Raw genomic sequence first — 24,276 nt, 5'->3', positions numbered from 1 at the left:
CTCCTTCAAATGAAATTGGCCCCGAGATCGGGGCGTCAGGCAATGACGTAGCCAAAGCATGTGACACTTGTATTTCAACAGGCCAGAATTTGACTATCCGGTCAAATGATTTGGACGCATCCCGCAGAGCGTGCCGCAAGTCTCAGCGCAGCCCGGTTTCCTCCAACATGCCGCGCCGCTTGGCTTCGTAATAGTACCCGCGGGAGTAATGCTTCACCGCATTGTCGTGGCTGCCATCTGAAATCATCCACGCCCCGCGCAGGTAGCGCACGGCGAATTTCAGATTGGTGTCTGCATCCAGAAGATCCTTGGGCTTGCCCTTGAACCCCATTGATCGTGCGGTTGCGGGCAGGATTTGCAACAGGCCGTAGTAGGGGGAGTTTGTTGCCCAGGGGCGATGGGTGCTCTCACGCACGGCCAGTCTGTGAACGAGGCTGCGGGGCACCTTATAGTGATCTGCCCAATAGTTGATCTTTTTACGCAGCTCCGGTGTCTCATTCGGGTAAAGGGGTGGATTATAAGCGCGCGTGACCGGTTCGGTCTTGGCGCATCCAGCCACGGAGCTGAGGGAAAAGGCCGCCAAAGTCCAAAGCAGATGTCGACGGTGCATGGGGCTGTCTCGCAATAATTTCTCTGACGGTAGATTACCGGTCTCGTCCATGGTCGCAATCCCCGAGTTTCCTGCGAGGCGAAGCCTTGCCGATCATGTCGGAGGACACCGGCTGACTGACCTTTCCTGCCGAGGTGATTGCAGGTCGGCTATATGCATTGCGTGTGGCAAGCAGTTGATTTTTAAGAAAATATCGGCAGAAATTATGGTTGTTTATTGGGGCTTAGGACCTCATTCAACTATCTTAAATTTTAGGATTGAAATCCTACGCCGTTAAGGTGTCGGTAAGGTGTTTAATGGCAATGTTACGGTGCATCTGGAGACAGGTGGCGCTGGCGCCGCAAGGCTTAAAGCAGGTTTAGGACGGGACCACTCGCCCCCGTGTAACGGGATAACCTGAATAAGGGACAGATATAAAAATCACTGTCCTGCCATATTACAAGGTGCTCTATGTCCAGCATTCTGACCAACAACGGCGCAATGGTTGCGCTGCAGACTCTCAAATCCGTCAACGACGACCTCGGCAAAACCCAGACCAGCATCTCCACTGGTAAAGAGGTGGGCACAGCCAAAGACAACTCCGCTGTGTGGGCAATCTCCAAAACCATGGATTCCGACATTGCAGGTTTTGAAGCGATCGAGGAAGGTCTCGCTGTCGGCGAAGCCACCGTTGCCGTCGCCTCCGCTGGTGCCGAGCAGATCGTGGAAAAACTGACCGAGATGAAAGAGCTGATCGTCTCCGCCCAGTCTGAAAACGTTGACCACGGCAAGATTCAGACCGATATCGACTCCAAGGTTGAGCAGGTCGAAGCCATCATCTCCGCAGCACAGTTCAACGGTGCAAACCTGTTGAAAGATACCGTTGACGGCACTGAGTCTTCGCTGGGTGTTCTGGCCTCCCTCGACCGTGTTGGCGCTGGTGGTACAGTGACTGCTGTCGAGATTGAAATCGACGCTGTAGGCTTTGAATCCAGCCTGGATCTGGCGAATGACCTGACCGATATCACTGACACGGCCACTGCGGCAAGCGCATTGGGTGAGATCGAAACCTTCCTGCAGACCGCCATCACCGGCGCTGCGGCTCTGGGTGCGGATGCGGCTCGCATCGAAGATCAGTCCGAGTTTGTGGGCAATCTGGTGGACTCCATGACGATGGGTGTCTCCACCATGACGGACACCAACATGGAAGAAGCCTCTGCGCGCCTGTCCGCGTTGCAGACCCAACAGGATCTGGCCACTCAGTCGCTGACCATCGCGAACGAAGCACCAAGCTCGCTGCTGCAGCTCTTCCGCTAAGGCACTGAGATTTCCGGCTAAAATAGACCGTCGGCCCTTTGGTGGGGCCGGCGGCTTTGCTGTGTGATGTGCGAGGCGCGTGACAGATTGCTGCAGGCAAATCGTAAAGATCAGGCAAACACGGGCAGGCTGCGTTAATCCATTGGTAAGCAATTGTGGATAAAATAGTGTCGCATCTTGCAAATATTGCAGGGCGGCGCCGAAATCCCTTTGGAGCGGCAGTGTCCAAACGGACGCGTGGCGATCTTTGAAACGAGGTCTGCACCTGCGGGACGAAAGTTGTCCCACAAGATGGAACCCAGTTATGTCCAGCATTTTGACGAATTTCGGGGCTATGACAGCCCTGCGCACTTTGAAGGCCATCAATGGTAATCTGATGGATGTTCAAACCTCCATTTCCACCGGCAAACGGATTGGCGAGGCGAAGGACAATTCCGCTGTCTGGGCCATCGCCAAAACAATGGAATCCGATATTTCGGGGTTCCGCTCCATCGAAGACGGGCTTGCACTTGGCGAAGCAACGGTTGCCGTCGCCTCTGCCGGCGCGGAGCAGATCGTCGATAAACTGACCGAGATCAAAGAGCTGATCGTTTCCGGTCAATCCGAGAACGTGGATCACGATACCATCCAGCAGGATATCGCCTCCAAGGTCGAGCAGGTCCAGGCGATCATTTCCGCGGCGCAATTCAATGGTGCCAATCTGCTGGCGAGTGATGTCGACGGGGCCGGAGCGACGTCGGTCGGCGTTCTGGCCTCGTTGAACCGGGTGGGCGCGGGCGGAGCGGTGACGACCGAGGAAATCGTTGTCAATTCGGTGAATTTCGAATCCAACCTCGATCTGGCGTCGAACCTCACCAGTATCACTGACACCGCCTCTGCGGCCACCGCCCTGACTGAAATCGAGGGGTTCTTGCAGACCGCAATCACCGGCGCCGCTGCGCTTGGCTCTTCGTCGGCACGGCTTGAGGATCAGGCTGATTTTGTGGGACGACTGGCAGACTCGATGCAGCAGGGCGTTTCGGTGATGACCGATACCAACATGGAAGAGGCCTCGGCACGGCTCGCGGCCCTGAAAACTCAGCAAGAGCTGGCCATTCAGTCGCTCACCATCGCCAATCAGGCGCCACGTCTGTTGCTGCAGTTGTTCCAGCGATAACAGACTGGGGCATCCCGCGACTGCCGGGATGCGTCATGAACATAAAAAAGGGCCGCCCGATCTGGGCGGCCCTTCTGTGTCTTTTCACTGTCCGATCTCGTGGATCAGGCGTTGGTGTCGTCTTCTTCGGAAGCTGCTGCTGCCGGTGCGTCGCCTTCGTCGTCTTCGGAAGCTGCGCCACCGATGTCGTCGAACAGTTCAGAGATTTCATACTCTGCTGCGGCTTCTTCTTCAGCGGCCAGTTCCTGGATGGACTTGCCGGAGGCTTGCAGTTCCGCTTCCTCGGGGGAGCGCGCAACGTTCAGCTCGACGGTCACCATGACCTCGGGGTGCAGGTGCACTTCTGCAATGTGCAGGCCCAGGGTCTTGATCGGCTCACGGATGATGACCTGCTTGCGGTCGACCGAGAAGCCTTCTTCGGTTGCAACGTCAGACGCGTCACGGGTGGTGACGGAGCCGTAGAGGTTGCCGCCATCGGAAGCGGAGCGAATCACGACGAACTGCTGACCGGCCAGCTTTTCACCCAGAGCTTCTGCTTCTTTCTTGGTCTCCAGGTTGCGCGCTTCAAGCTGCGCTTTCCGGGCTTCGAAAGAGGCGATGTTGCTCTCGGATGCGGTCTGAGCCTTGCCTTGCGGCAGCAGGTAGTTGCGCGCGAAGCCGGGTTTGACGTCGACGACGTCGCCCATCTGGCCAAGCTTTGCAACGCGTTCAAGAAGGATAACTTGCATGGATCAGGTCTCCTTACTTCACAGCGTAGGGCAGAAGGGCGAGGAAGCGGGCGCGCTTGATAGCACGGGCCAGCTCACGCTGCTTCTTTGCCGAAACGGCGGTGATACGGCTGGGAACGATTTTGCCGCGCTCAGAGATGTAGCGCTGCAGAAGACGGGTGTCTTTGTAATCGATCTTCGGCGCATTGTCGCCCGAGAAGGGGCAGACTTTGCGGCGGCGGAAAAACGGTTTGGCTGCCATGGTTTAGCGTCCTTTTCTCAAGCTAAGATCAGCGGCGCTCGCGACGGTTGTCGCGTTCGTCACGTTTCTGCATCTGGACCGAAGGTCCTTCGGCGTGCTCGTCGACCTTGATGGTCAGGACGCGCATCACGTCGTCATGCAGGCGCATCAGGCGTTCCATTTCCTGAACTGCAGATGCCGGAGCATCGGAGCGCAGGAAGGCATAGTGGCCCTTGCGGTTTTTGTTGATCTTGTAGGCCATCGTCTTGACGCCCCAGTACTCGTTGTCGACCAGCTTACCGCCATTGTCGGACAGCACAGCACCGAAGTGTTCGATGAGGCCTTCAGCTTGCGAGTTGGACAGGTCCTGACGCGCAATCATGACATGCTCATAGAGTGGCATGCGAACTCCTGTTTGTGTCTGGGCGCATTTCATAGGCAGGGCATAATCGCCTTCCGTTGCCCCACCACGAGAGTCTGCGCGGATCAAAGTGATACGGAAGGAGGCCTCGCTTTAGACGGCTTTCCTCAAAAGCGCAACCCACCGCAGTGCGTCTGTGAGGGATGGACGCAGGAGAAGGTAAACCGCCCGGGCCAAGTGTTTCCCAATGCGTGCCACACTACAGCCCCATTCCCGCAAGAATAACGTGGTTAACAAAACATTAACAATGCCTGGAGGGCCTGACCAAAGGCGCCTGGACCAACTGAGGATGTGACTGACATGACCGCGATCAATCAGAACTTTGCCGATTTCTCCCATGGCGCGCGTCCAGTGCAACCCTCGCTGGGGCGGGGTGCGGCGCAATCCCAGGTCAACATTCGTCCCGGCGGGTCGGTGTCCGCCATGCTGTTGCGTCTGCTCGGCGGTTGCATGGTTTTGGCTTCCATCGGTATCTGGCTCGCGCCAGAGGCCGGTGCCGACCCGCAGCTGGCGTTGGTACGCATGGGGATTACGGTCTTCTTGATGTTCCTTGGCCTGTGCCTGCTGCTGCAGCGTGAGACCGCCGATCAGCCGGAATTTCAGTTCGATGCGCAGCGCGGTGAAATGCGGATCGAAGAGATCCGCGCCGACGGTCGGCCCGTGGTCGTGATGCGCCGCAGCTATCGCTCTTTGGGGGCTGCGCGTTTCAGCGACAAAACTCTGCAAATCATCGAGACCAATGGCACTATTTTGCTCGAATTGCCGCTGGAAGGACGCGCGACCCGCAGGTTGTTGATGTCGCAGATCCGCCCGCATCTGCCTATTCTCGATTGATCAACAGCGTCTGGGGGCGACAGAGGCAGGCAACCTCCTGAACTCTGACCCACGGCGCCTGACATTCACGTGAACAGCGGACAATCCGGGGGGATTTGTCGCGTTCGCGTGTGTAGGTGTGCAAGCACTGTGAAAAGAACCGCAGGGTCGGGTGTTCATATACCAACACCCGATGTTGGGTTTTGCGGACTAGCTGACGCCAACCGCATGGCCGACATTATGACTATGAAAACCACGACTTTGGAGTCCAAGCCCATGAAAAAGATCCTTCTTGCTGCTGCGCTGATCGGTACTGCCGCGACCTCTGCTTTCGCCGCACCAGAGAAATACACTCTGGACTCGAGCCACAGCCAGATCCTGTTCAACTACAACCACCTCGGCTTTTCGACCACCTACGGCATGTTCTCCGGCTTTGAGGGCGAGATCATGTTCGACCAGGAAGACCCTGCGAACTCCTCCGTCACCGTATCCATGCCGGCAAACTCCATGCTGACCGGGTGGGAAGCACGCTTCAACCACTTCATGTCCGATGATTTCTTTGGCGCCACCGATGATGAGATGGTCACCTTCACCTCCACCGGCATCGAAGTGACCGGCGACGACACCGCCCTGATCACCGGCGATCTGACCCTGAATGGTGTGACCAAGTCGGTCGTCCTCGACGCCAAGCTGAACCAGGCGGGTGAGCACCCGATGGCGAAGAAACCATGGGCAGGCTTTGACGCAACCACCACATTGGTGCGGTCCGAGTATGAGCTGGGCCAGTTTGCCCCCTACGTCAGCGACGAGGTCGAAGTGCATATCTCCGTCGAGGCGATGAAGGCCGAATAAGCCGCGCCTGCACCTTCAAGACGACTGAGAGTGCCACCGGTGCCAGCGCACGCCGGTGGCATTTTTGTATGCCGCGCAATCCTTTGATTGACATCAACGAGCGCCGCAGAGCATCTGGCCCGCAGGACTTCCCCTTGGAATTATCTGTCAGGTCTGCCCATGCCGCGTTCCCTTGCCAAGGTCACTGACCACCTGATCCTGATCCTCGGCTGCGTCGTGATGGTCGGGCCGGTTGCGCTGCTGGTGGTGGATCTTCTGTCTGCTCCGAACCTCTGGCCGCAGTTCCAGACCCTGTTTGGAGCCGATGGGGTGCTGGGATATGATGTCAGCCTCTGGCGCATGCTGGGCAATTCTGTGCTGCTTGCGCTTGGGGTGGCGACATTGGCCTGCACCCTGTCCCTACTGGCGGGGTTTGCGCTGGTGTTCTTTCCGCTGCCGGGGCGGGAATGGATCTTTGGGCTGATGTTGCTGGCGATGTTTTTTCCCATTGAGACACGCATCCTGCCGAGCTTTGCGGTGGTGCATCAGCTGGGGCTGCTGAACAGTCATGCCGGGATGGTGCTGCCCATCGTTGCCAGTGGCTTTGGCGTGCTGGTGTTCCGCCAGTTTCTGCGACAGGTGCCCAAGGAGTTGATCGAGGCCGCACGTCTGGACGGGGCCCACCCGATGCGCTGCCTGCGGGATATTATTCTGCCGATCTCTGCTCCGATGATTGCGGCGCTGTTTGCGATTTTCTTTGTGCTGGGCTGGAATCAATATGTCTGGCCGTTGATGCTGTCGACCACCCGGCAGGACATGGTGACGGTCGTCAGCGGCGTTGTGCGCGCCGGGCCAGATGCAGTGCAAGGGCAGGCGCTGGCGCTTCTGGCGATGCTGCCGCCGGGGCTGGTGATCCTGCTGTCACAACGCTGGCTGATGCGCGGACTGACCAGCGGCATCCACTGATCGCGCCCCGGCGACAGGTCGCGGTCGGATCTTGCGGATGCTTGGCATTTTGCGAAAAACTAACTCTTTTCATGCGCATTTTGCCGAGGCGCCATTAAACCATCGTTAGCCCATGTCGTGAAACGTGAACGCGCATCCATTCCGTGCCAGCCGTTCAGGAGCCAGCCCATGTCTAACCCCTCTCGTGTCGTCGCCGCCCTTGCCTTTGCCCTCACCACCCAGCTGCCCGCCATGGCCAGCGCCGAGGATCTGACCATCCTTGCCGGAGACCTGCCACCGATGTTCAACGTCGATGGCACCGGACGCGAAGCAGAGGTCATCACGACGGTGATGGAGCGCTGCGGGCATAGCGTGACCTTTGAGATCCAGCCGTTCACCCGCCATTGGAAGACCTATGCCAATGGCAAGGGCGACGGAGTTGCCACTGTCCCGCTCGGCATGCCGCTGGACGGTCACCAGAGCGAGGTCTACATCCAGTATCAGAACGGCGTGTCATCCCTTACCGAGGCCGGCGCCTCCTATGCGGATCTCGGCGCGCTTTCGGGGCAGTCGGTCATCGCTTTCATGGGCGCGTCTGAAATTCTGCCGGGGCTGAAGGACGCGGTGCCCAGCTTCAAGAGCTACAAGGAAGTCGCGGATCAGATCGGCCAGAGCCGGATGATCTTTGGCAAGCGCGTGAACGCGGTGATCGGTGACGGCATGATCTTTGCCGAATACAATCGCCAGCTGCGCGACCAGGCCGACGACCTGATGTTCGATCCCAATCAGGGCGTGACCTTTCAGGCGATCTTTGCGCCCTCCGATTATGGCATGAATTTCCGCTCCGAGGCGCTGACGGCGGATTTCAACCGCTGCTTCAGCGAGGCCAGCGCCGATGGCACCATTGATGCGATCAACAAGAAATGGGCGGATCAGTATCGCGATACGCTGGGGACACAGTACCTCGGTCACTGATCTCGCTGCGCGGACGTGAACCTGCAGACATGAAAAAAGCCGCCGCGCCTGATCCCGGGCGCGGCGGCTTTGATGTGTTTCATCAGGACGGTCACTCGGCGCGGGTTGCGGTCAGCTCCACCGTGATATCAACACCAAAGCCCAGCGTGCCTTCGTCCTGCGTGCCGGTGCCGACGTTGAAGTCCAGCCGGTTGACTTCGGTGCGACCGCTCATAGTGGCCGTGTCGCCTTCGATCTCGAGCGTGAAGGGCAGGGTGGTGGGCACCGATTGGTCGCGGATGGTGAGCGTGCCTTGCGCCTCGTAGCTTGTGCCCTCGATCTGCACAATGTCGGCCGCAAACACCGCGGATGGGTAGGCTTCCGCATCGAAGTAGTCAGCCCCCATGGCCTGATCCGTGACAGATCCCAGCGTCAGCGACGGAATGGCGATCGTCACCTCCACATTACCGGCAGGGCCGGGCGCGTCGGGCTCGGCGAAGGTAATATTGGCGCTCCAGTCTGCAAAGCTGCCGCTCACGGCGCTGCCCATCTGCACGACCTCGATACCAAGGGTGCCGCTTTGGACCGCCCAGCCAGAGCCGTCGGCGGTCTGACTTGCGACCGGCGCGGCAGGTTCCGCGGCGCTGTGTGAGCGTACAAACAGCGCCGTGCTGCCGCCGATCACCATGGTCCACACCAGCACAGCGGTGACAAACGGGAGAACCGAGTGCGTCTGCGCCGGGGGCTCCGGCATGGCGCGCTCTCCGGGCAGCATCCGCAGAAGGGTGCTGTCCTTGTCGATCACATGGTGTTTCAGCGCGCCAGCCACATGGGCGAGGATCGACGCCCCCAGCAGCAGCATGGCATAATAATGTATGCTGGCGAACATTTCCGACAGCAGTTCAGATTTCGGTACCATCGGCAGGTTTTGTCCGAACGGCCACCAGATCGGGGCAAACCCGTCCGTCGCGGCGTGGTGGATCCAGCCTGACAGCGGCACGATCACCATCGCACAATAGAGCACCCAATGCGCGGTTTCTGCCGCCCAGGCCTCCAGCTTGCGATCCGGGTGCAGGAGGCGCGGTTTCTCCTGGGTGATTGCCCACAGAATGCGCAGCAGCGCCGTGAAGAACACCGTGACGCCAATGGTCTTGTGCAGGGAAAACAGCAGTTTGGCGCGATCTATCGTGGCTTGGGAGCCGTCGAACTCCGGGCCCTGAATTGTATGGGCGAGAGAGTTGGCAAAATAGCCAAGGGGAAAGGCGGTGAGGATCAGCAAGGCAGTCAGCCAGTGAAAGCTCTTGCTGACAGAGCCATAACTCTGGTGGGTGTTGAGACGGGACATGGGACATCGGTCCTTACTGGGGCTAGCGTTGAACCCAACCTAGCAACACAGGAGGTAGGCGCAATCATCAGTAGTATTCGCTCATGCACAGGTGATCTGCGCCCGTGAGTCCACGAGCGCGTCCACGCGTGCGGCTGGCGCTGTTGAATTGTCCACAGCCGCGTGGATTTCACCGAACCCAATGCTTGTGTGCCCGTTCCGCCCCGTTTAAACCAACGCAGAAGACAGTTTTTTGAATGAGGACAGCCATGTCGATCGCTTTCGTATTCCCCGGACAGGGCGCACAGACCATCGGAATGGGACAGGCGCTGGCCGAGGCCTATCCGGCTGCCAAAGCCGTTTTTGACGAGGTGGACGACGCCCTGGGCGAACGTCTGAGCACGCTGATCTGGGAGGGCGAGATCGAAGCCCTGACCCTGACTCAGAACGCGCAGCCCGCACTGATGGCCACCTCCATGGCCGCGATGCGCGCGCTGGAGGCTGAGGGTGTTTCCATCGACAAGGCGAGTTTTGTGGCCGGTCACAGCTTGGGCGAATATTCCGCCCTGGCGGCCGCCGGTTCGCTGAGCATTGCCGACACGGCCCGCCTGCTGCGCACCCGTGGCCAGGCCATGCAAAGCGCCGTTCCAGTGGGCGTTGGCGCCATGGCGGCGCTCTTGGGGTTGGATTTCGAGACGGTGAAAGCCGTCGCCGCCGAGGCCGCCGCCGAAGGCGAGGTGGTGCAGGCCGCCAACGACAATGATCCCACGCAGGTGGTGGTCTCCGGTCACAAGGCCGCTGTGGAGCGCGCCGCCGAGATCGCCAAGGAGAAAGGCGCCAAACGCGCAGTGATGCTGCCGGTCTCCGCACCGTTCCACTGCGCTCTGATGCAGCCCGCCGCCGATGTGATGGCCGAAGCGCTTGCGGGCGTTGAAATCAAGGCGCCTGCGGTGCCGCTCATCGCCAATGTGCGCGCCGATGCGGTCACTGATCCCGACACCATCCGCCAGCTTCTGGTGGAGCAGGTCACCGGATCCGTGCGCTGGCGCGAGAGCGTGCAGGCGATGGCCGCCAAGGGCGTCACCGAGTTCTGGGAGATCGGCGCGGGCAAGGCGCTGTCTGGCATGATCCGCAAGATCGACCGCGCCCTCGTATCAAAACAGGTTGGCACCGACGCCGACGTCAAAGCCGTGACCGGCGCATAATCCATAAGGAAGAGACAGATATGTTTGATCTGACAGGTAAGAACGCGCTGATCACAGGCGCATCGGGTGGCATCGGTGGCGACATTGCGCGCGCTCTCCACGCAGCGGGTGCGACTGTTGCGCTGTCCGGCACCCGGCCCGACCCTCTGCACGCGCTGGCCGAGGAGCTTGGCGAACGGGCGCATGTGGTGACCTGCAACCTCTCCGATTCCGAGGCGGTCGAGGCGCTGCCCAAGCAAGCCGCCGAAGTCATGGGCTCCGTTGATATCCTGGTGAACAATGCCGGTATCACCAAGGACAACCTGTTCATGCGGATGAAAGACGAGGAATGGCAGAGCGTGCTGGACGTGAACCTCACCGCCACCATGCGTCTGTGCCGCGGCGTGCTGCGCGGCATGATGAAGGCGCGCTGGGGCCGCATCGTCAATATCTCGTCCATCGTCGGGGCCACCGGTAATCCGGGGCAGGGCAACTATGCCGCCGCAAAGGCGGGCATGGTCGGCATGTCGAAATCGTTGGCCTATGAGGTCGCCAACCGCGGCATCACCGTGAACGCCGTGGCGCCGGGCTTTATCGCGACCGCGATGACCGACAAGTTGAATGACACGCAGAAGGACGCGATCCTGACGCAAATCCCTGCCGGCCGGATGGGAGATTCGAAAGAAATCGCCGCCGCCGTGCTGTATCTGGCTTCTGCAGAGGCCGCCTATGTGACCGGCACAACGCTGCATGTGAACGGTGGCATGGCGATGATCTGATCCGATCCGTGTTGCCCTTTGGGGAAGCCGTGTGGGGAACCGCGCGGCTTTTCCCATTCTTTCAGTCACTTGAGTGATCAAGCTCCGCTAACCCAGACCACGCGCCCGCTTATGCTGCGGCGCGGAATTCGAGGTCGTCCGCGCGGCCATTTCCAGGGCGAAATGCTGCGCCTGCAACGGCGCTTTACGGGTTGGAAATGATTTGCGTTGGCTTGCGTCTGTGCTATAGGCCCCCCATCTTCGTGTTGGCTGGCACCTTGCTTAGCCATCACGCCCCCGTTTCCGGATGGGGACCCCACCGCCCGCTTGGGCAAAACCAACCCTCCCGAGTGGGTAAGGGCAGAACCGGGCATCAGGCCCTGATAAAAAACGAGGAATAGACATGAGCGACGTCGCAGATCGCGTGAAAAAGATCGTTGTAGAGCACCTGGGTGTTGAAGAAGACAAGGTGACCGAGAGCGCCTCCTTCATCGACGACCTGGGCGCAGACAGCCTCGACACCGTTGAGCTGGTCATGGCGTTCGAAGAAGAGTTCGGCATCGAGATTCCGGACGACGCGGCCGAGACCATCCAGACCTTCGGCGACGCAGTGAAGTTCATCTCCGAAGCGTCCTGATCGGACCCTTCCGCGAGACCTCACGAATTCGTGATTGAAAAGGCGGCGCTTTCCTGCGGGGAAGCGCCGCTTTTTGTTTGCTGAGCCTTTGCCTCGCGGTTGAGCGCGCGCGTTCCGCATCGAAAATCAGCCATCTTGTGCTATACTCATGATCATTATGAAAATGATCGGAGATGACATCACATGATGATTTACCCCACAATGGAGTTGCTGGACGGTCGCTGCGTGACCCTCGACAAGGGGAACCTGGATGCGCCGATGGTCTGGCATGTCGATCCCGTGGAGACGGCGAAGGGATTTGCCGAAGCCGGGGCGCAGTGGATGCATCTGACCGACTTCAACGCCTTGCAGGGCGACGACAGCAATGCGGCGCTGGTGGAGGAGATCATCCGAACCGCTGGGATCCCGGTGCAACTGGGCGGCGGCATCCGCTCGCGAGAGCGTGCCGAATACTGGATCGACAAGGGGGCAGGCCGTGTGGTGATCGGGACCATGGCCGCCTATGACCCTGCCGCCGCGTCCGAACTGGCCAAATACCATCCGGATCAGATCGTGCTGGCCGTGGATATCTGGCAGGGGCAGGTGATGACCGAAGGCTGGCGCAAGTCCGGCGCATGGACGCCGGAGGCCTTTATTGCCGCCTTCGAGAATACGCCCTTCGCGGGCATTGTGGTCACCGATATCGACAGCGATATGAGCGATCTGGAAGGCCAGCTTGGTCAGGTCTCCGCCCTTGCGGGCCTGGCAAAATCGCCGGTGATCGCCAGTGGCGTGGTGCGCAGCGTCGATGATATCTCGCGGCTCAAGTATCTGCAGACCATCTCTGGCGCACTAGTGGGGCGGGCCTTGTTCAACAAGACCATCACCGTCGCCGAGGCTCTGGCCGCCGCACAGCCGACCGCGGAGCCGGTGGCAGAGTTCCTCTGACCGCACTGTGCCGATCTGGCGGTGACGCGGGGCCGTAGAGTTCTGGGCCATGCGGTCCTGTGGCGGCTTCATGCCGTCAATGATGCTGATCTTGTGCCGTTCATGACACCAAGGCCCCGCCAATTCTCCCCGGACATGCGCCTGTGCGAGCCCGGGCGAGGACTGATGGGACAGTATCGTCAAAACGACGGCATTTCTGGGTGAGTGGCTGTTTGTGAACGAACACAGGCCGTAGGGAATTTCTGTTCCTACGGCCTGCTTTGCTTAAAGAGCCTCATATGGGGGATCCCCGGTTCTTTGCTGCGTCCAAGCTCCAGTATTGCGCATCAGCGTTACCAAAGCCTTACAGGCGGTCGAACGCTCACGGTGAATTAACATAAAACTGATCGAACCGCCCCAGCGTCTTCCCGCTCTTGCACATTTTGGCCATTCCAAGGTAATTGGATGGACGAATTGCTGAAGTGCTAAGGAGAGCAAGGAATGCGTCGAGTTGTTGTTACCGGACTGGGCCTGGTGACCCCCCTGGCATCCGGGGTCGAGGAAACCTGGGCGCGGCTTCTGGACGGGCAGTCCGGCGCCGGTCCGATCACCCTGTTTGATGCGCAGGAAAGCGGTGTTGCCACGACCTACGCTTGCGAAGTTCCGCGCGGCGATGGCACCGACGGCAGCTTTAATCCTGACGACTGGGTGGTGAAGAAAGATCAGAAAAAGATCGATGACTTCATCCTCTACGGCATTGCCGCGGCTGAGATGGCCGTGAAAGATGCCGACTGGACACCCGAGGACGAGGAAAGCCTCCTGCGCACCGGCGTGATGATCGGCTCCGGCATCGGTGGCCTGTCGTCGATCGCCGACACTGCTGTGATGATCAAGGAAAAGGGTCCGCGCCGCGTGTCGCCGTTCTTCATTCCCGGCGCGCTGATCAACCTGATCTCCGGCCAGGTCTCCATCCGTCACGGCTTCAAGGGTCCGAACCACTCGGTGGTGACTGCATGCTCGACCGGCGCCCATGCCATTGGTGACGCGTCCCGCCTGATCAAATCCGGCGATGCGGACGTGATGATCGCAGGCGGCGCCGAGGCAGCGATCTGCGAGATCGGCATCGCGGGCTTCAACGCCTGCAAGGCGCTGTCGACAAAGTATGCCGATGACCCGACCAAGGCCTCGCGCCCCTATGATGCGGACCGCGACGGGTTCGTGATGGGCGAGGGCGCCGGCATCGTGGTGTTGGAAGAATACGAACACGCCAAGGCGCGCGGTGCCAAAATCTATGGCGAGGTTCTGGGCTATGGTCTGTCCGGCGATGCCTATCACATCACCGCGCCGTCCGAGAACGGCGAAGGCGGCGAACGCTCCATGCGGGCAGCCCTTGCCAATGCCGGTCTGACGGCTGCGGACATCGACTATATCAACGCCCATGGCACCTCCACCATGGCGGACACCATCGAGCTGGGCGCGGTTGAGCGCCTGCTGGGCGATCACGCGGGCAAGGCGACCATGTCCTCGACCAAATCTGCCACCGGCCACCTCTTGGGGGCGGCGGGCGCGATCGAGGCGATCTTCTCCATCCTCGCAATCCGCGATCAGGTGGCACCACCGACCATCAACCTTGATACGCCTGCGGTGGAAACTCCGGTGGATCTGGCCCCGAATGCAAAACGCGAACGCGAGATCAACGTGGCGCTGTCGAACTCCTTCGGCTTTGGCGGCACCAATGCTTCGGTGATCTTCGGGAAAGTGAGCGACTGATATGTGGCGCAGCCTGGCCTCGAATATGCTGACGATCCTGATCGTCGGCCTGTTCCTCTTCGCGGGCGTGATCCTGTGGGGTAAGAATGAATACTCCTCCGAGGGTCCGCTGTCGGAGGCAATCTGCTTTCAGGTGCCGAGCGGGACCAATATGTCCCGTGTCAGCCGAAAGCTGGAAGACGACGGCGCTGTGAGCAGCAGCTCGATCTTCCGTATTGGTGTGAAATATTCCGACAAGGCGCAGGATCTGAAGGCTGGCAGCTATCTGGTCGAACCTGGCGCGTCGATGGAGAGCATCATTGACACCATCACGCGCGGCGGTGCTTCCACCTGCGGCACAGAAATCGTTTACCGCGTCGGTGTCACCCGCGTGCTGGCCGAAGTGCGCGAGCTGGATCCGGCGACGAATTCATTCGTTGAACGTGCGGAGTTCGTGCCCGGCGTCGATGAAACCCCTGCGGTTTACACCGAGAAAAAAGCCGAGGCCGACACCCGTTATCGGATCGCGCTGGCCGAAGGTGTGACCAGCTGGCAGGTGGTTGAATCGCTAAAAGCCATGGATGTCCTGGAAGGCGACCCCGGCCGTCGTCCCGCCGAGGGCAGCCTGGCGCCGGACAGCTACGAGGTCCGTCCCGGAACCTCGCGCGAGGCTGTTCTGACCGAGATGATGGACCGTCAGGACAAGCGTATCGCCGATGCCTGGGAGGCGCGCAGCTCTGATGCCGCGGTGGAAAGCCCCGAGGAAATGCTGATCCTTGCCTCGATCATCGAAAAGGAAACCGCGGTGGCGGACGAACGTGGGGTGGTGGCATCTGTCTTCACAAACCGTCTCAATCGCGGCATGCGCCTGCAGACCGACCCGACAGTGATCTATGGTGTCACCAAGGGCGAAGGCGTGCTGGGCCGGGGCCTGCGCCAGAGCGAGCTGCGCGGTGTCACCCCCTGGAACACCTATGTGATCGAAGGGCTGCCGCCGACACCGATCGCCAATCCGGGCCTGGAGAGCCTGGTGGCTGCGGTGAACCCGGAGCAGACCGATTATGTGTTCTTTGTCGCCGATGGTACCGGTGGACACGCCTTTGCGGAGACGCTGGAAGAGCACAATCGCAACGTGGCCAAGTGGCGCCAGATCGAAGCTGAGCGCAACAACAACTGATACGACATGAGGGGGGCGCGGCCCCCCTCTTGCTGTCTGCGGCACATCTCTCAGCCCCGCCGAGACCTCCGGTCGAACGACCGGGACGGGCTGCTGCCTTTTTCCTCTCCTTCCAGTTTTCTGAGACGCGAGGCTTCGCCGTGCCGGACCGCCGTTGCCTCTGCGAACGGTTCGGTCAACGCATGTTCATCTGCGGCCTGTAAAACTATGTCAGGCAGCTGGAAAATGTGACGACGCGGACCGGGCCCCTCGATGGGGCCGTATTCCGCGCCTCCCGTTTCTCCCATCGGTTTGTTTCGACACGAGGCAGCCCCCTCATGACACCACAAACCCCAGAAGAGCTGGTCGAGATCAGCTCTGACCTTCTGCGCTCTCTCCACGACAGTCTCCGGCGTGCGCGTCGGGTCAGCGAGGATTATCTCGCCCAGTTCGAGGCCGAACAGGACATCAATCCCGACACCGCGCAGTTAAAACCACAGATTGCCAAACTTGATGGCCTGATCCGTGACATCCAGAAAGTGGAGAAAACCCTTGTCGATCGCAAAGATGCCCCTGGTGCCGCCCGCATGGTGGCGTTCGACCTCTGTGCCGCCCGCGATGAGATCGAGCGCCGCTTGGCTGGCCTCCGTGCCGCACTTCATGACGCAGATGTGGCTGGAGGAGATGGATGAACACACCTTGGCGGCGATGCCTTATGTGTTTGATCTCTGGGCGCTGCCGCATCAATGCGCGCCTGTGGGCGAGTGGCGCGCCTGGGTGATCCTCGGCGGACGCGGTGCGGGCAAGACCCGCGCCGGTGCGGAATGGGTGCGGTCCGAGGTTGAGGGGGCTGAGCCCTTTGGCATCGGTCGTGCGCGCCGGGTGGCACTGGTGGGCGAGACCTACGATCAGGTGCGCGACGTGATGATCCATGGCGACAGTGGCATCCTTGCTTGCTCGCCGCCGGATCGCTGTCCGGAGTGGCGTGCGGGTGAACGTAGGCTGGTCTGGCCCAACGGGGCCAGCGCGCAGGCGTTTTCTGCTTCCGACCCCGAGGCGTTGCGCGGGCCGCAGTTTGATGCCGCCTGGGTGGACGAACTGGCGAAATGGCGCCGCGCTCAGGACGCATGGGATATGCTGCAGTTCGCTCTGCGTTTGGGCACGGCCCCACGCGTCTGTGTGACCACCACACCGCGCAATGTGCCGCTGCTGAAACAGCTGCTTCAGAGCCCCTCGACCGTCACCACCCATGCGCCCACCGAGGCGAACCGCGCCAATCTCGCGTCGAGCTTCCTTGCCGAAGTGCGGGCGCGTTATGCGGGTTCGCGCCTGGCGCGGCAGGAACTGGACGGCGTGATGTTGGCGGATGTGGATGGCGCACTCTGGACTTCCGGCATGTTGGAGCAGCTACAACGTCGTGACAGACCGCCCCTCGATCGGATCGTGGTGGCCGTTGATCCTTCGGTGAGCGCGCACAAAGGCTCGGATGCCTGCGGCATCATTGTCGCTGGGGCGCAGACGCAGGGGCCGATCTCCGAGTGGCGCGCCTATGTGCTGGCCGATCACACGGTCCAGGGGCAGGGACCAGCCGGCTGGGCGCGCGCCGCCATTGCCGCGCGGGATAGCTACCGGGCCGACCGGCTGGTGGCGGAGGTCAATCAGGGCGGTGCGCTGGTGGGGTCTGTCTTGCGGCAGGTTGACCCTTTGGTGCCCTTCACCCCCGTTCACGCCAGCACAGGCAAGGCCGCGCGTGCCGAACCCGTGGCAGCGCTCTATGAGCAAGGCCGCGTGTTTCACGCCCCCGGCCTGCAAGAGCTGGAGGAGCAGATGTGCCTGATGACGGCGCAGGGATATCGCGGCGACGGCTCACCCGACCGTGTGGATGCGCTGGTCTGGGCGCTGCATGCGCTGATTGTCGGCCCGGCAGAGCAGCATCGCTGCCCCAAGATCCGTCGCCTCTAGGGCGCGCTATCCCAAATCGAACCTGTGAAACGCCCGCCTCGCGCGGGCGTTTTGCTTTTCTATCAGTGGCTTGGTGCAGGGTGTTGCGCCCCCGGCGCGCGCCCTGCTGGCGGGATGTTCAACCCTCTGTGGCAGATTGTTTTCCAACACGACGGGCATCGGCCCAAACGACAACCGGAACGGCAAAGGAGTGCACCATGGTCTTTGACCTGCTGCGACGCAAGACGGGGCGAGTGGATCAGACGGCGGCTGCGGCCCCGTCGCAAAAGGCCAGCGCTGCGGCGCGGGTGCTGCCCATGGGCAATGGCACGCAGGCCGCCTGGGGGCCGCGCGACACCGTCTCTCTGACCCGCGCAGGGTTTCTGGGCAACCCGGTTGGCCACCGCGCGGTGAAACTCATCGCCGAGGCCGCCGCCGCGCTGCCATTGGTGCTGCAAAGCGCGGATGCGCGTTATGACAGCCACCCGCTGCTCTCGCTTCTGTCGCGCCCCAATGCGGCGCAGGCACGGGCAGAGATGCTGGAGGCGCTCTATGCCAACCTGCTCCTGTCGGGCAATGCCTATATCGAGGCGGTCGCCGCTGATGAGGGCTGGCCGGTGGAACTGCACATCCTGCGCCCGGATCGGATGCGGGTGGTGCCGGGGGGCGACGGCTGGCCGGTGGGCTATGACTATGCGGTGGGCGGCAAGACGCATCGCTTTGCGATCAACCCTGCGCGACCGGCGATCTGCCACCTCAAGAGCTTTCATCCGCTGGACGATCACTACGGGCTGGCGCCGCTTCAGGCCGCCGCCACCGCGGTCGAGGTGCATGGCGCTGCCGCGCGTTGGTCAAAATCGCTGCTAGACAATGCCGCGCAACCTTCCGGCGCGCTGGTCTGGACCGGATCGGATGGGCTGGGGCAGATGGGCGACGACCAGTTCCGCCGCCTCTCCGAGGAGATTGAGGCCAATTTCCAGGGCGCGCGTAATGCCGGACGGCCGATGGTGTTGGAGGGCGGTCTGGACTGGAAGCAGATGGGCTTCAGCCCCTCCGATATGGAATTCCACCGCACCAAGGACAGCGCCGCGCGCGAGATCGCGCAGGCCTTTGGGGTGCCGCCGATGCTCCTCGGCATTCCGGGCGATGCCACCTATGCCAACTACCAGGAGGCCAACCGGGCGTTCTATCGCCTGACGGTGTTGCCCTTGGCGATGCGGGTGGCGGCGAAACTTTCGGACTGGCTGATGCGCTTTGGCGGAGAAGTTCTGGAGCTGAAACCGGACCTCGATCAGGTGCAGGCCCTCAGCACCGAACGCGAGGCGCAGTGGCGGCGCGTCACACAGGCGGATTTCCTGACGGAGTCTGAGAAGCGCCAGATGCTCGGCCTGCCGCCGCGCAGCGTGGAGGGGCCGGATGACTGACTACCCGTTGCCGCCCTTTGACTGCGCCCCCGGCCAGAGATTGAGCGCCCATGAACGCGTGAGCGAAATCCGTCAGGACGCATTGAACCGGCGTCTGGATCGGATGGAACGGATGATGGAGCGGCTGGAAAAACGGCTCTGGATCACCGTCTACGGCGTCGCTGCCGTGATCCTTGCGCAGGCCTTTCAGGGCTTTTTGTCGGTGCAGTTACCCTGAGCGATAATCAAGACATTTCAGAAAGGTAGAGCGTGATGCTGACAGATCATGAGCCCCGGCTCGAGACCAAATTCGCCCGCTTTGGCGAGGCGCTGTCCCTGACTGCGGACGAGGTGATCGAAGGCTATGCGAGCCTCTTTGGTGCCCCCGATCAGGGCAAGGATATCGTCACCCGTGGCGCCTATGCGGCCTCACTCGCGGCGCATCAGGCGCGCGGCAGCAAGGTCAAGATGCTCTGGCAGCATGACCCGAGCCACCCCATCGGCGTCTGGGATGAGATCCTTGAGGACGACACCGGCCTGCGCGTCAAAGGACGTATCCTTACGGAAACCCAGAAAGGCGCAGAGGCCGCCGCCCTTGTGCGCGCCGGGGCCATCGAGGGGCTGTCGATCGGCTATCGCACCGTCAAGGCCACCCGCGACAAGGAAGGCCACCGGCGGCTGGAGGAGCTTCAGCTCTGGGAGGTGTCTCTGGTGACATTCCCGATGCTGCCCTCGGCCCGGCTGTCGCGGCTTGCCCGGCGCGAGGCGGAGGCGGCGAAATCCGACGCCTCCAATGAGGGCCTGCGCGCCCTCGCTGACGCCCTGCGCGCGGCCACCAGACCCTAACCCCCGAAAGAGGATCAGAGATGACAGATCATCCATTCACGGGCCACGCGCCCGAGGATGCGGCGACCCCGCCGCAGAATGTGGTCACGGAAGTGAAACAGGCCGTTTCGCAATTCGTGCAGCATTTCAAGGGGTTTCAAGACGACGTGACCGAGAAACTCAAACAGACGGAAGAGCGTATGACCATGTTGGATCGTAAAACCCAAACCGCGGCCCGGCCGCATCTGGCGGCGGCGGAGGTCGATGGCGCGCCGCATCAAAAGGCCATGCAGGCCTATCTGCGCCATGGCGACGAGGAGGGCTTTCGCGGCCTCGATATGGGCACCAAGGCCCTGTCGACGGCGGTGAATTCCGATGGCGGTTTCCTCGTCGACCCGCAGACCTCGGATGTGGTGAAATCGGTGCTGCAATCCACCGCCTCGATCCGTGCGGTGGCCTCGGTGGTCAATGTGGAGGCGACATCTTTTGACGTGCTGATCGATCATTCCGACGTGGGCGCGGGCTGGGCCACCGAGACCGGCTCGGTCACGGAAACCGGCACGCCCTCCATTGATCGCATCGTGATCCCGCTGCACGAGCTTTCGGCCCTGCCCAAGGCGTCGCAACGATTGCTGGATGACAGCGCCTTTGACATCGAGGGCTGGCTGGCGGGCCGGATCGCCGACAAATTCGCCCGCGCCGAGGCGCAGAGCTTTATTTCGGGCGATGGGATCGACAAGCCCACCGGCATCCTGACCCATCCCACGGTCGACAATGACAGCTGGAGCTGGGGCAATATCGGCTATGTGGCCACCGGCAGCGACGGCGATATCGGCTCGGCCGATGCGATCATCGACCTGGTCTATGCGCTGGACGCGCGCTACCGGGCCGGTGCGAGTTTTGTGATGAACTCCAAGACCGCCGGTCTGATCCGCAAGCTGAAGGACGCCGATGGCCGCTTCCTGTGGTCCGATGGTCTTGCGGCGGGCGAGCCTGCACGGCTGATGGGCTACCCGGTTTTGGTGGCCGAGGACATGCCGGATGTGGCCTCTGACAGCCTCTCGATTGCCTTTGGCGACTTTGGCGCAGGCTACACCATTGCCGAACGTCCGGACCTGCGCGTCTTGCGGGATCCGTTCTCCGCCAAGCCGCATGTGCTGTTTTACGCCACCAAGCGCGTGGGCGGCGACGTCAGCGACTTTGCTGCGATCAAGCTGATGAAATTCGGGCTGAGCTAAGCGCTTAAGCCCGGATGACGGGGCCGGCAGCCCGGCTCCGTCGGCGGGTGCGTGCCTCATGGGTTTGTCGTCCAGCTGCTCCCTCCGTCCGAGCGGCAGACCCGGTGCGCACCCGTCCAAGGGACGGCGCGGCAGAGACCGCGCGAGGGAGACAGATTTTCAGCGGAGAGAGCCGATGATTTTGCACGAACTGACCCCGCTGCCCGACAGCATTTTGCCGCTCGCGGCGTTCAAGGCGCATCTGCGTCTGGGCACCGGTTTTGGCGAAGAAGCCTTGCAGGACGCGGTGCTTCTGGCCTTCTTGCGCGCCAGCCTCGCGGCGATCGAGGCGCGTACCAACAAGGCGCTCTTGACGCGCGACTATGAATGGCGGCTCAATGCCTGGCCCCGCGTGGTGGAGCTGCCGGTGGCGCCGGTTTCAAACGTCTCGCAGGTGGCGCTGGTGGATCAGACCGGCGCGGAGACGGAGGTGCCCGTGGCGGCCTATGCGCTGGCGCCCGACGCCCATGCTCCGCGCCTGACGCCGCGCGCGGCGGTCTGGCCAATGATGCCCTTGGGGGGCGGCGCGGTGATCCGTTTTACCGCGGGGATGGCCGCCACATGGGACGCGCTTCCGGCCGATCTGGCGCAGGCGGTGATGCTGCTGGCGGCGCATTATTACGAGTACCGAGATGACACCTCGCTGCATGCGGGCTGCATGCCCTTTGGCGTGGCGAGCCTCTTGGACCGTCACCGGATGCCACGCCTGAGCCTGTCCCGGAGCGAGGTGCACTCATGAGCGCGCCGCGATTGAACCGCCCATTGCGGCTGGAAGATCCGCAAGCGACCAGCGATGACGCCGGGGGATTTGACATCGCCTGGGTCGAGCTGGGCCAGCACTGGGCCGAGGTTGACGCGCTGACGGGGCGCGAGAGTGGCCGACGCGGTACTTCCGTGTCGCTGCAGCGCTATCGGATCACCCTGCGCGCCGCCCCGGTGGGATCAAAGGCGCGGCCCAAACCGGACCAGCGGTTTCGCGAAGGCAGCCGCATCTACAAGATCGACGCCGTGGCAGAGCGCGACATGGACGGGCGTTACCTCATTTGTTTCGCAACAGAGGAGCTGGCCACATGACCTATGCGCTGTCTCACAGCCTGCAAACCGCCGTCTACCAGCACCTGATCAGCGATGCCGCGCTGGCGGCAGAGGTGGGCACGGCGATCTACGACATGCTGCCTGCGGGCACGCTGCCGGGGATCTATGTGACCCTCGGCGCGGAGAGCGTGCGGGACCGCTCCGATGTCACAGGCGGCGGCGCGCTGCATCGCTTTACCGTGACCGTGGTCGCCAATGCGGCCGGGTTCAGTGCGGCCAAACGCGCGGCGGCGGCGGTATCGGATGCGCTGGTGGATGCGCCGCTGACCCTCGCACGCGGGCATCTGGTGGGGCTGTGGTTCGACCGCGCCAACGCCAAGCGGCTGAGCAACGGGGATCGCTCCATCGCGCTGCGGTTTTCCGCGCGGCTTGAAGACTCCTGAACAAAATTCAACGCATTAACAGAAGGACCTCACCCATGAGTGCTCAAAACGGCAAGGATCTCCTGATCAAGGTGGACATGACCGGCACCGGCAGTTTCACCACCATCGCAGGCCTGCGCGCCACCCGTATCAGTTTCAACGCCGAGAGCGTTGATGTGACCAGCCTCGACAGTGCGGGCGGCTGGCGCGAGCTGTTGGGCGGAGCCGGCGTGCGGTCGGCAAACCTTTCGGGCTCGGGCGTGTTTCGCGATGCAGACACCGACGAGCGCGCGCGGCAGCTGTTCTTTGATGGCGAGACCCCGGCGTTTCAGGTGGTGATCCCGGATTTCGGCACCATCGAAGGGCCGTTTCAGGTTACCGCACTGGAGTACGCGGGCAGCCACAATGGCGAGGCCACCTATGAGCTGTCGCTGGCCTCCGCCGGTGCGCTGACCTTTACGGCGGTGTGAGCCATGGCAAACCCCTATGCAGGCGAAGTGGCGCTGGTGGTCAACGGCCAGCCGCACATGCTGAAGCTGACACTGGGCACGCTGGCAGAACTGGAGGCGGAGCTGGGCGAGGGTGACTTGATCTCCCTGGTGCAACGGTTTGAAAAGGGTAGGTTTTCCTCGCGCAATATGCTGGCGCTTCTGGCGGCGGGGCTGCGTGGTGGCGGGTCTGAGATCAGCCGCGAAGATCTGGCGCAGGCCGAGATTGAGGGCGGCGTGATGCAGGCCACCAAGGTTGCGGCGCAATTGCTGGCGCTGAGTTTCGCGCTGCCCTCGGGGGAGGCATGAGCCGTGCCGCGATGCTGGACTGGCCCGCGCTGATGCGGGCCGGGATGTTGGGGCTGCGGCTGACCCCGCGTGAGTTCTGGCAACTGACCCCGGCAGAGCTGCGGCTGATGCTGAACCTTGATGCCAGCACACCGCCCATGGACCGCGACCGCCTGAGCCATCTGATGACGCAGTTCCCGGATCAGATCAACGACGTGAACCAACCGGAGTAACCCATGGCAAACACGACAGATTCTGACTTTGAATCCCAGGCGGGGCCGCTGGAGGACAGCCTTGGCGATGCCGCCGGGATGGCGGCGCAATTCACCGCCGAGATGGACCGGGTGCGCGCGGCCTTTGCCGCGACCCAAGCCGATGCGGCGGATTTTGAAACCGGCCTCAGCCGGGGGCTGCGGCGCGCGATGAAGGATCTGGTGGTGGATGGCGACAGTCTGAGCGATGCGCTGGAAAGCCTCGCCAAGACGATGATCAACACCACCTTCAACTCCGCCATGCGCCCGGTGACGGATCACCTCGGCGGGCTGGTGAGCGACGGGATCGGCGCGCTTGTGGGCGGCATCCTGCCCTTTGCCGATGGTGCGGCCTTCAGTCAGGGCAAAGTCACACCCTTTGCGCGCGGTGGCGTGGTGTCTTCGCCCACGCATTTCCCGATGCGCGGCGGGCTGGGATTGATGGGCGAAGCAGGGCCAGAGGCGATCCTGCCGCTGGCACGTGGCCAGGACGGCAGCCTCGGGGTGAAGACGCAAGGTGGCGGCACATCTCCGACCGTGGTGATGAATGTCTCCACCCCCGATGTGGCCGGGTTTCAGCGTTCGCGTGGGCAGATCGCCGCTCAGATGAGCCGCATGCTCGCCCGCGGAAACCGTAATAGGTAAGGAGGGTAAGCCC

30 protein-coding genes are annotated in these 24,276 nt (G+C 61.9%); 25 read left to right on the top strand and 5 right to left on the bottom strand.

Annotation, left to right across the window (positions count from 1 at the left end):
- Positions 1-142: 142 nt before the first annotated feature.
- Complete coding sequence (locus R0J92_RS06455) at positions 143-610, bottom strand: transglycosylase SLT domain-containing protein (protein WP_411051088.1); 468 nt, start codon at positions 608-610, stop codon at positions 143-145.
- A 450-nt stretch (positions 611-1,060) separates the two neighbouring features.
- On the opposite strand from R0J92_RS06455, the gene R0J92_RS06450 reads away from it, so the two are divergent.
- Both R0J92_RS06450 and R0J92_RS06445 read left to right on the top strand, forming a co-directional pair.
- Entirely contained in the window at positions 1,061-1,906 is an 846-nt protein-coding gene (locus R0J92_RS06450; protein WP_411051087.1) for a flagellin, read from the top strand.
- A gap of 304 nt (positions 1,907-2,210) precedes the next feature.
- Entirely contained in the window at positions 2,211-3,062 is an 852-nt protein-coding gene (locus R0J92_RS06445; RefSeq protein WP_411051086.1) for a flagellin, read from the top strand.
- Positions 3,063-3,166: 104 nt separating this feature from the next.
- Here the strand turns inward: R0J92_RS06445 and rplI are convergent, their stop codons facing one another.
- The 3 genes from rplI to rpsF are packed head-to-tail and all read right to left on the bottom strand — an operon-like array spanning position 3,167 to position 4,413.
- Positions 3,167-3,790: a 50S ribosomal protein L9 gene (gene rplI, locus R0J92_RS06440; protein WP_106163507.1), complete on the bottom strand. Its 624-nt coding sequence runs from the start codon at positions 3,788-3,790 to the stop codon at positions 3,167-3,169.
- Positions 3,791-3,803: 13 nt separating this feature from the next.
- Positions 3,804-4,031 carry a 30S ribosomal protein S18 gene (rpsR, locus tag R0J92_RS06435; protein WP_005982441.1) on the bottom strand — a complete coding sequence of 76 codons (228 nt, stop codon included), beginning with the start codon at positions 4,029-4,031 and terminating at the stop codon, positions 3,804-3,806.
- 28 nt (positions 4,032-4,059) lie between these two features.
- Positions 4,060-4,413: a 30S ribosomal protein S6 gene (gene rpsF, locus R0J92_RS06430; RefSeq protein ID WP_106163508.1), complete on the bottom strand. Its 354-nt coding sequence runs from the start codon at positions 4,411-4,413 to the stop codon at positions 4,060-4,062.
- 318 nt (positions 4,414-4,731) lie between these two features.
- Between rpsF and R0J92_RS06425 the strand changes: the two genes are divergently transcribed.
- The 4 genes from R0J92_RS06425 to R0J92_RS06410 all read left to right on the top strand — a co-directional run bounded on the left by R0J92_RS06425 (position 4,732) and on the right by R0J92_RS06410 (position 7,995).
- On the top strand, positions 4,732-5,265 hold the full coding sequence (locus R0J92_RS06425; protein ID WP_106163509.1) for a hypothetical protein: 534 nt from the start codon (positions 4,732-4,734) through the stop codon (positions 5,263-5,265).
- Positions 5,266-5,520: 255 nt separating this feature from the next.
- A complete protein-coding gene (locus R0J92_RS06420) occupies positions 5,521-6,096 on the top strand; it encodes a YceI family protein (RefSeq protein ID WP_317386323.1) in 576 nt (191 codons plus the stop codon).
- 159 nt (positions 6,097-6,255) lie between these two features.
- A complete protein-coding gene (locus R0J92_RS06415; protein ID WP_317386322.1) occupies positions 6,256-7,041 on the top strand; it encodes a carbohydrate ABC transporter permease in 786 nt (261 codons plus the stop codon).
- A 168-nt stretch (positions 7,042-7,209) separates the two neighbouring features.
- The gene (locus R0J92_RS06410; protein WP_411051085.1) at positions 7,210-7,995 is read left to right on the top strand and encodes an ABC transporter substrate-binding protein; all 786 of its coding nucleotides are present in this window, start codon (positions 7,210-7,212) and stop codon (positions 7,993-7,995) included.
- 91 nt (positions 7,996-8,086) lie between these two features.
- On the opposite strand, the gene R0J92_RS06405 is transcribed toward R0J92_RS06410, so the two are convergent.
- Entirely contained in the window at positions 8,087-9,319 is a 1,233-nt protein-coding gene (locus R0J92_RS06405) for a cytochrome b/b6 domain-containing protein (RefSeq protein ID WP_411051084.1), read from the bottom strand.
- Positions 9,320-9,567: 248 nt separating this feature from the next.
- On the opposite strand from R0J92_RS06405, the gene fabD reads away from it, so the two are divergent.
- The 19 genes from fabD (at position 9,568) to R0J92_RS06310 (ending at position 24,263) form a co-directional block, all read left to right on the top strand.
- Positions 9,568-10,503: an ACP S-malonyltransferase gene (gene fabD, locus R0J92_RS06400; RefSeq protein WP_411051083.1), complete on the top strand. Its 936-nt coding sequence runs from the start codon at positions 9,568-9,570 to the stop codon at positions 10,501-10,503.
- Between the two features lie 20 nt (positions 10,504-10,523).
- The gene (gene fabG / locus R0J92_RS06395; protein ID WP_411051082.1) at positions 10,524-11,261 is read left to right on the top strand and encodes a 3-oxoacyl-[acyl-carrier-protein] reductase; all 738 of its coding nucleotides are present in this window, start codon (positions 10,524-10,526) and stop codon (positions 11,259-11,261) included.
- A 382-nt stretch (positions 11,262-11,643) separates the two neighbouring features.
- On the top strand, positions 11,644-11,877 hold the full coding sequence (locus R0J92_RS06390; protein ID WP_005645147.1) for an acyl carrier protein: 234 nt from the start codon (positions 11,644-11,646) through the stop codon (positions 11,875-11,877).
- 183 nt (positions 11,878-12,060) lie between these two features.
- On the top strand, positions 12,061-12,804 hold the full coding sequence (locus tag R0J92_RS06385) for a 1-(5-phosphoribosyl)-5-[(5-phosphoribosylamino)methylideneamino] imidazole-4-carboxamide isomerase (RefSeq protein ID WP_317386317.1): 744 nt from the start codon (positions 12,061-12,063) through the stop codon (positions 12,802-12,804).
- A 480-nt stretch (positions 12,805-13,284) separates the two neighbouring features.
- The gene (gene fabF / locus R0J92_RS06380) at positions 13,285-14,553 is read left to right on the top strand and encodes a beta-ketoacyl-ACP synthase II (RefSeq protein ID WP_106163516.1); all 1,269 of its coding nucleotides are present in this window, start codon (positions 13,285-13,287) and stop codon (positions 14,551-14,553) included.
- A gap of 1 nt (position 14,554) precedes the next feature.
- Positions 14,555-15,709, top strand: coding sequence for an endolytic transglycosylase MltG (gene mltG / locus R0J92_RS06375; protein WP_411051081.1), 1,155 nt, complete (start codon positions 14,555-14,557; stop codon positions 15,707-15,709).
- Between the two features lie 317 nt (positions 15,710-16,026).
- Positions 16,027-16,380, top strand: coding sequence for a hypothetical protein (locus R0J92_RS06370; protein WP_411051080.1), 354 nt, complete (start codon positions 16,027-16,029; stop codon positions 16,378-16,380).
- The gene (locus tag R0J92_RS06365; protein WP_411051079.1) at positions 16,349-17,650 is read left to right on the top strand and encodes a DNA-packaging protein; all 1,302 of its coding nucleotides are present in this window, start codon (positions 16,349-16,351) and stop codon (positions 17,648-17,650) included. The genes R0J92_RS06370 and R0J92_RS06365 overlap by 32 nt, the downstream gene beginning before the upstream one ends.
- A gap of 197 nt (positions 17,651-17,847) precedes the next feature.
- Positions 17,848-19,053, top strand: a complete 1,206-nt coding sequence (locus tag R0J92_RS06360; RefSeq protein ID WP_411051078.1) for a phage portal protein — start codon at positions 17,848-17,850, stop codon at positions 19,051-19,053.
- On the top strand, positions 19,046-19,270 hold the full coding sequence (locus R0J92_RS06355) for a hypothetical protein (RefSeq protein ID WP_065334140.1): 225 nt from the start codon (positions 19,046-19,048) through the stop codon (positions 19,268-19,270). Before R0J92_RS06360 ends, R0J92_RS06355 begins: the two co-directional genes overlap by 8 nt.
- Before the next feature lie 35 nt (positions 19,271-19,305).
- Positions 19,306-19,878, top strand: a complete 573-nt coding sequence (locus tag R0J92_RS06350) for an HK97 family phage prohead protease (RefSeq protein ID WP_411051077.1) — start codon at positions 19,306-19,308, stop codon at positions 19,876-19,878.
- A gap of 20 nt (positions 19,879-19,898) precedes the next feature.
- Positions 19,899-21,095, top strand: coding sequence for a phage major capsid protein (locus tag R0J92_RS06345; protein ID WP_411051076.1), 1,197 nt, complete (start codon positions 19,899-19,901; stop codon positions 21,093-21,095).
- 175 nt (positions 21,096-21,270) lie between these two features.
- A complete protein-coding gene (locus R0J92_RS06340; protein WP_411051075.1) occupies positions 21,271-21,873 on the top strand; it encodes a head-tail connector protein in 603 nt (200 codons plus the stop codon).
- Positions 21,870-22,208 carry a head-tail adaptor protein gene (locus R0J92_RS06335; protein WP_411051074.1) on the top strand — a complete coding sequence of 113 codons (339 nt, stop codon included), beginning with the start codon at positions 21,870-21,872 and terminating at the stop codon, positions 22,206-22,208. The genes R0J92_RS06340 and R0J92_RS06335 overlap by 4 nt, the downstream gene beginning before the upstream one ends.
- The gene (locus R0J92_RS06330; protein WP_411051073.1) at positions 22,205-22,612 is read left to right on the top strand and encodes a DUF3168 domain-containing protein; all 408 of its coding nucleotides are present in this window, start codon (positions 22,205-22,207) and stop codon (positions 22,610-22,612) included. The genes R0J92_RS06335 and R0J92_RS06330 overlap by 4 nt, the downstream gene beginning before the upstream one ends.
- A gap of 35 nt (positions 22,613-22,647) precedes the next feature.
- Positions 22,648-23,061: a phage major tail protein, TP901-1 family gene (locus R0J92_RS06325; RefSeq protein ID WP_411051072.1), complete on the top strand. Its 414-nt coding sequence runs from the start codon at positions 22,648-22,650 to the stop codon at positions 23,059-23,061.
- A gap of 3 nt (positions 23,062-23,064) precedes the next feature.
- Positions 23,065-23,388 carry a gene transfer agent family protein gene (locus R0J92_RS06320; protein ID WP_411051071.1) on the top strand — a complete coding sequence of 108 codons (324 nt, stop codon included), beginning with the start codon at positions 23,065-23,067 and terminating at the stop codon, positions 23,386-23,388.
- Positions 23,385-23,600 (top strand): rcc01693 family protein, encoded by a 216-nt coding sequence (locus tag R0J92_RS06315; protein WP_317386308.1) that lies wholly within the window; start codon positions 23,385-23,387, stop codon positions 23,598-23,600. The genes R0J92_RS06320 and R0J92_RS06315 overlap by 4 nt, the downstream gene beginning before the upstream one ends.
- 3 nt (positions 23,601-23,603) lie before the next feature.
- On the top strand, positions 23,604-24,263 hold the full coding sequence (locus R0J92_RS06310; protein WP_411051070.1) for a phage tail tape measure protein: 660 nt from the start codon (positions 23,604-23,606) through the stop codon (positions 24,261-24,263).
- Positions 24,264-24,276 lie beyond the last annotated feature (13 nt).

The organism is Tritonibacter sp. SIMBA_163 (genome assembly GCF_046535935.1).
Taxonomy (GTDB): Bacteria; Pseudomonadota; Alphaproteobacteria; order Rhodobacterales; family Rhodobacteraceae; genus Epibacterium; species Epibacterium scottomollicae.
This window is presented reverse-complemented; position numbering and strand designations above follow the sequence as displayed.

Coding starts and splice junctions, on each gene's coding strand:
- R0J92_RS06455 (WP_411051088.1), bottom strand. CDS start 610: ATGCACCGTCGACATCTGCTTTGGACTTTGGCGGCCTTTTCCCTCAGC.
- R0J92_RS06450 (WP_411051087.1), top strand. CDS start 1,061: ATGTCCAGCATTCTGACCAACAACGGCGCAATGGTTGCGCTGCAGACT.
- R0J92_RS06445 (WP_411051086.1), top strand. CDS start 2,211: ATGTCCAGCATTTTGACGAATTTCGGGGCTATGACAGCCCTGCGCACT.
- rplI (WP_106163507.1), bottom strand. CDS start 3,790: ATGCAAGTTATCCTTCTTGAACGCGTTGCAAAGCTTGGCCAGATGGGC.
- rpsR (WP_005982441.1), bottom strand. CDS start 4,031: ATGGCAGCCAAACCGTTTTTCCGCCGCCGCAAAGTCTGCCCCTTCTCG.
- rpsF (WP_106163508.1), bottom strand. CDS start 4,413: ATGCCACTCTATGAGCATGTCATGATTGCGCGTCAGGACCTGTCCAAC.
- R0J92_RS06425 (WP_106163509.1), top strand. CDS start 4,732: ATGACCGCGATCAATCAGAACTTTGCCGATTTCTCCCATGGCGCGCGT.
- R0J92_RS06420 (WP_317386323.1), top strand. CDS start 5,521: ATGAAAAAGATCCTTCTTGCTGCTGCGCTGATCGGTACTGCCGCGACC.
- R0J92_RS06415 (WP_317386322.1), top strand. CDS start 6,256: ATGCCGCGTTCCCTTGCCAAGGTCACTGACCACCTGATCCTGATCCTC.
- R0J92_RS06410 (WP_411051085.1), top strand. CDS start 7,210: ATGTCTAACCCCTCTCGTGTCGTCGCCGCCCTTGCCTTTGCCCTCACC.
- R0J92_RS06405 (WP_411051084.1), bottom strand. CDS start 9,319: ATGTCCCGTCTCAACACCCACCAGAGTTATGGCTCTGTCAGCAAGAGC.
- fabD (WP_411051083.1), top strand. CDS start 9,568: ATGTCGATCGCTTTCGTATTCCCCGGACAGGGCGCACAGACCATCGGA.
- fabG (WP_411051082.1), top strand. CDS start 10,524: ATGTTTGATCTGACAGGTAAGAACGCGCTGATCACAGGCGCATCGGGT.
- R0J92_RS06390 (WP_005645147.1), top strand. CDS start 11,644: ATGAGCGACGTCGCAGATCGCGTGAAAAAGATCGTTGTAGAGCACCTG.
- R0J92_RS06385 (WP_317386317.1), top strand. CDS start 12,061: ATGATGATTTACCCCACAATGGAGTTGCTGGACGGTCGCTGCGTGACC.
- fabF (WP_106163516.1), top strand. CDS start 13,285: ATGCGTCGAGTTGTTGTTACCGGACTGGGCCTGGTGACCCCCCTGGCA.
- mltG (WP_411051081.1), top strand. CDS start 14,555: ATGTGGCGCAGCCTGGCCTCGAATATGCTGACGATCCTGATCGTCGGC.
- R0J92_RS06370 (WP_411051080.1), top strand. CDS start 16,027: ATGACACCACAAACCCCAGAAGAGCTGGTCGAGATCAGCTCTGACCTT.
- R0J92_RS06365 (WP_411051079.1), top strand. CDS start 16,349: ATGACGCAGATGTGGCTGGAGGAGATGGATGAACACACCTTGGCGGCG.
- R0J92_RS06360 (WP_411051078.1), top strand. CDS start 17,848: ATGGTCTTTGACCTGCTGCGACGCAAGACGGGGCGAGTGGATCAGACG.
- R0J92_RS06355 (WP_065334140.1), top strand. CDS start 19,046: ATGACTGACTACCCGTTGCCGCCCTTTGACTGCGCCCCCGGCCAGAGA.
- R0J92_RS06350 (WP_411051077.1), top strand. CDS start 19,306: ATGCTGACAGATCATGAGCCCCGGCTCGAGACCAAATTCGCCCGCTTT.
- R0J92_RS06345 (WP_411051076.1), top strand. CDS start 19,899: ATGACAGATCATCCATTCACGGGCCACGCGCCCGAGGATGCGGCGACC.
- R0J92_RS06340 (WP_411051075.1), top strand. CDS start 21,271: ATGATTTTGCACGAACTGACCCCGCTGCCCGACAGCATTTTGCCGCTC.
- R0J92_RS06335 (WP_411051074.1), top strand. CDS start 21,870: ATGAGCGCGCCGCGATTGAACCGCCCATTGCGGCTGGAAGATCCGCAA.
- R0J92_RS06330 (WP_411051073.1), top strand. CDS start 22,205: ATGACCTATGCGCTGTCTCACAGCCTGCAAACCGCCGTCTACCAGCAC.
- R0J92_RS06325 (WP_411051072.1), top strand. CDS start 22,648: ATGAGTGCTCAAAACGGCAAGGATCTCCTGATCAAGGTGGACATGACC.
- R0J92_RS06320 (WP_411051071.1), top strand. CDS start 23,065: ATGGCAAACCCCTATGCAGGCGAAGTGGCGCTGGTGGTCAACGGCCAG.
- R0J92_RS06315 (WP_317386308.1), top strand. CDS start 23,385: ATGAGCCGTGCCGCGATGCTGGACTGGCCCGCGCTGATGCGGGCCGGG.
- R0J92_RS06310 (WP_411051070.1), top strand. CDS start 23,604: ATGGCAAACACGACAGATTCTGACTTTGAATCCCAGGCGGGGCCGCTG.